Annotated in this window: 2 protein-coding genes and 1 pseudogene; 1 reads left to right on the top strand and 2 read right to left on the bottom strand. The window is 60.5% G+C overall.

Annotation, left to right across the window (positions count from 1 at the left end):
• Window positions 1–172 precede the first annotated feature (172 nt).
• A pseudogene (locus CKO36_RS18550) lies at window positions 173–424 on the top strand (ISKra4 family transposase); the annotation flags it as partial.
• A 73-nt stretch (window positions 425–497) separates the two neighbouring features.
• Here CKO36_RS18550 and CKO36_RS18555 read toward each other — a convergent pair.
• Window positions 498–1205 (bottom strand): Crp/Fnr family transcriptional regulator, encoded by a 708-nt coding sequence (locus tag CKO36_RS18555; protein WP_200286395.1) that lies wholly within the window; start codon window positions 1203–1205, stop codon window positions 498–500.
• Between the two features lie 88 nt (window positions 1206–1293).
• A complete protein-coding gene (gene ppdK, locus CKO36_RS18560; RefSeq protein WP_200286396.1) occupies window positions 1294–4065 on the bottom strand; it encodes a pyruvate, phosphate dikinase in 2772 nt (923 codons plus the stop codon).
• Between the last annotated feature and the right edge of the window lie 117 nt (window positions 4066–4182).

The following is a 4182-nucleotide window of genomic DNA, read 5'->3' on the forward strand; positions in this document are numbered from 1 at the left end:
GCACCAGCGCCTGCTTCGAACCTTCACCCGTAGGGTGAGCGGATAATTCGTTCATCAGCGCCTCCTTCAGCTAATATTTCAGTCGGTTAGCCGATTATGGCAGGCGAGCATCTGCTCTTTCTAGGATAAGCGCTCCTTGGGCAAAACCGTCAAAGCCAATCTTCAAGCGGCCCTGACCTACTTCACCAATCAACGCGCACGCATGAACTACCCCGCGCACCTAGCCGAGAACTTACCGATTGGCTCCGGGGTCATCGAAGCGGCCTGTAAAACCCTGGTCAAGCAGCGCCTGTGCGGAGCGGGCATGCGCTGGAAACATCAGGGCGCCAAGATTGTTTTGAGCTTACGTGCGTTGGTTCAGTCGACCGGACGCTGGGCGCAATTCTGGGACAAGATCGATCAGTTCGGTGCTCAGCCTTGCTAAGGACATTATTGAAAGGTAGCACCCCCTGATTACGGCGATATTCTGGGAAACACACTGGCGGTGCTTGGTGTCGCTATTGGGCGTGGAAACCTGGCTCAGTGACAGTCAGGTCGTCCAACTCGCCAAGTCGTTGCAGGGCCGGGCGGTCGAGTATGCGAATGTGCTGGCCGTTGACGGCAATGATTTGCTGTTCAATCAGGCGACGGGTAAGGCGCGACCAGGTTTCGGGTTTGATGGTCAGGAGCGAGGCGAGCGTTGACTTGGGCCAGGCCAGTCTGAGTTCATCGGTATCTGGTGGTAATTCCGCCAGTAGCCAACGTGCCAGGCGGACGCTCGCGGAGTGCAGAGCCAGATTGTCGATCTCGCCGATCAGTGCATGCAGGCGTTGGCTTAAGCTGCCGAGCAGGGCGAAGCAGGTGTCGGGTGCATCACGCAGCATGGCGCTGAAATCAGCCGCATCAATGGCCAGGAGTTCGCTCGACGTCAGGGCCGCCGCGCATACCGGGTAGCGGCCGGTGCCCATGAACATCAGCGCCTCGGCAAAGGTCTGGCGGGGGCCGATCAGTTCGATGATTTTCTCTTCACCATCGGTGGAAAGCCGAAACAGCTTCATCTGACCGTGGTGGACGAAAAAGAAGCGTTCGGCTGGGTCATTTTGCGCAAACAGCCACTGTCCGGTGGCCAGGTGCAGGGTGTGCCCCCGCGCGCGCAAACGTGCGAGTTCCCGGTCGCTGAGGTTGGCGAGCAGCGGTGCCTCGCGCAAGACGTCATCGGGTGGCAACCAGGACTCCTTAATCGGCTATCAGCAGTTTGATCCACCCCGACAAGACGCCGGGGTGGACCGATTCAGACACAGGGCTGAGTGTTCCTTAACGCCCCGTCTGCTGCAAGGCGGCCTGGGCGGCAGCCAGGCGTGCTACGGGGACGCGCGGACCCGAGCAGCTGACGTAGTCGAGCTTGGCCTGGTTGCAGAAGGCGATGGAGGCTGGGTGGCCGCCGTGTTCGCCGCAAATGCCGACATGCAGATCGGGCTTGACCTTGCGGCCCCATTCGACCGCCAGTTCCATCAGTTTGCCGACACCTTTCACGTCCAGCACCTCGAAGGGGTTGTCGTGCAGGATATTGGTCTGATTGTAGAGCGGCAGGAACTTGTTCTCGGCATCCTCGCGCGAGAAGGAGAAGGTCGCCTGGGTCAGGTCGTTGGTACCGAAGGAGAAGAACTCGGCCTCTTCGGCAAGTGATTCAGCGCGCATGCAGGCGCGTACCACCTCGATCATGGTGCCGAACTTGAACTTGACCGGGAAACCATAGGCGGTTTTGACCTGCTCGTGCTGGTCATCAACATACGCCTTGACCTTAAGCAGTTCTTCGGCGGTGCAGACCTGCGGCACCTTGATTTGCGGTTGCACATCAATGCCGGCCTTCTGGCATTCCGCCGCCGCCTCCAGAATGGCGCGAATCTGCATCTGGTAGATTTCCGGGAAGGTGATCCCCAAGCGCACGCCGCGATGTCCCAGCATGGGGTTGGTCTCGTAGAGCGCGCGGACCTTTTTCAGCATGGCCTCTTTCTTGGCGATGGCTTCTTCGACCAGCATTGGATCCACGGTGTGGCGCAGCGCATCGAATTCCCGGCGCGTATCATCGGACGCATGCAGCAGTCCCATGGCACCGGCCAGAGCGGTCATGCCGCGGGTGGACTGCGCCAGGCCGTGCAGATCCGCCAGTTCCTGTTCGAGCTGGTGCTCGTTGGGCAGGAACTCATGAATCGGCGGGTCGAGCAAACGGATGGTGACCGGGTGTGGCGCCATGACCTCAAACAGCTGCCGGAAGTCCTCGCGTTGCAGTGGCAACAGCTTGTCGAGGGCGACTTGGCGCGTCTCGGGCGTTTCGGCGACGATCATTTCGATGACGATCGGCAGGCGATTGACATCGTTGAACATGCGCTCGGTACGGGCCAGACCGATGCCAACCGCACCGTATTTCAGCGCGCGCTGCGCATCGTCCGGAGTGTCGGCATTGGCCATGACCTTCAGGCGAGCCTTTTCATCGGCCCAGCTGAGCAAGACTGACAGTTCCTCGGTGAATTCCGGCTCGACGGTGGGAATGGCGCCGAGATAGACGCGGCCGTTGGAGCCGTCGATGGTGATGGTGTCGCCTTCCTTGAACTGGGTATCTCCGACCATGGCCTCGCGGCGTCCGACATCGACGCTGATGCCTTCGGCACCAGCCACGCAAGGTTTGCCCATGCCGCGCGCCACCACGGCGGCGTGCGAGGTCTTGCCGCCGCGTGAAGTCAGAATGCCTTCGGCGGCGAAGAAGCCGTGAATATCCTCTGGCTTGGTTTCCTCGCGCACCAAAATGACCTTCTGACCCAGATCATGACCGATTTGCTCGGCGCGGTCGGCGTCGAACACCGCGATGCCGGAAGCGGCACCGGGCGAAGCCGGCAGGCCAGTGGCGACGGCCTCAACCTTAAAGCTGGGGTCGAGCCGTGGGAACAGCATTTGCTCCAGGGCCAGCGGATCAATGCGCAACAGCGCCTGGTCTTTGTTGATCAGGCCTTCCTGCTCCATTTCCACTGAGGTGCGCACCAGCGCAGTGGCGTTCATCTTGCCGTTGCGGGTTTGCAGGCAGTAGAGCTGGCCGCGCTCGATGGTGAACTCGAAGTCCTGAACTTCTTTGTAGTGGGATTCGAGCTTGTCGCGCAGCGCGTCGAGTTCATCGGCCATTTGCGGCATTTCCACCTTGAGCCGGTCGAGCGGCTTGGGGGTGCGGATGCCAGCGACCACGTCCTCGCCCTGCGCGTTGACCAGATACTCGCCGTAGAGCTTGTTCTCGCCGGTGCCGGGGTTGCGGGTGAAGCCCACACCGGTGGCCGAATCATCGCCGCGGTTGCCGAACACCATGGTGCAGACATTGACCGCTGTGCCATTGGCCATCTCGGGGGTGATGTGGAACTGCTTGCGATAATCGACCGCGCGCTTGCCGGACCAGGAGTTGAACACCGCTTTGATGGCGATTTCGAGCTGCTCGTAAGGATCGCTTGGGAAGGGGCGTCCGGTGGCGTCCTCGACCACCTTGAGGAAGCGCTCGCTGATGTCCTTCAGGTCGGCAGCGGTCAGATCCACATCCTGCTTGGCATGGGCCGCGCGCTTGACCTCATCGAACTCATGGTCGAATTTTTCATCTGCGACGCCGAGTGCCACCTTGCCGAACAACTGAATAAAGCGTCGATAGGCGTCATAGCCGAAGCGTGCGTCCCCGGTGGCACGGATCTCGCCCTGCAGGGTGTCCTGATTCATGCCCAGATTCAGGATGGTGTCCATCATGCCAGGCATGGACATGGCCGAGCCGGAGCGCACCGAAACCAGCAGCGGATTGTCCGGATTGCCAAAGCCCTTGCCGGTTTGCTGCTCCAGCGCCGCCATCTCGGCGCGTACCTGATCCATAACGCCGGCGGGCAGATCCTGGCCCTGATCAAGGTAGGCCAGGCAGGCCTCGGTGGAAATCACAAATCCGGGCGGGACATTCAAGCCGATCTGCGTCATTTCGCACAGATTCGCGCCCTTGCCGCCGAGCAGTTTTTTGTTCTTGCCATCGCCATCCTGAAAGGCGAAGACCCATTTTTGCTGTGTTGACATCGGTATCAATAATCCTCAGTAAGTGAAACAATCGACTGCCATAACCGACCCACACCCAATCCACACCACAGCCGCCCGGGCTGTTGTGAGGGCTGCGGGGGATTGGGGAATGCGTTG

It is taken from the genome of Rhabdochromatium marinum (genome assembly GCF_016583795.1).
Classification (GTDB): domain Bacteria; phylum Pseudomonadota; class Gammaproteobacteria; order Chromatiales; family Chromatiaceae; genus Rhabdochromatium; species Rhabdochromatium marinum.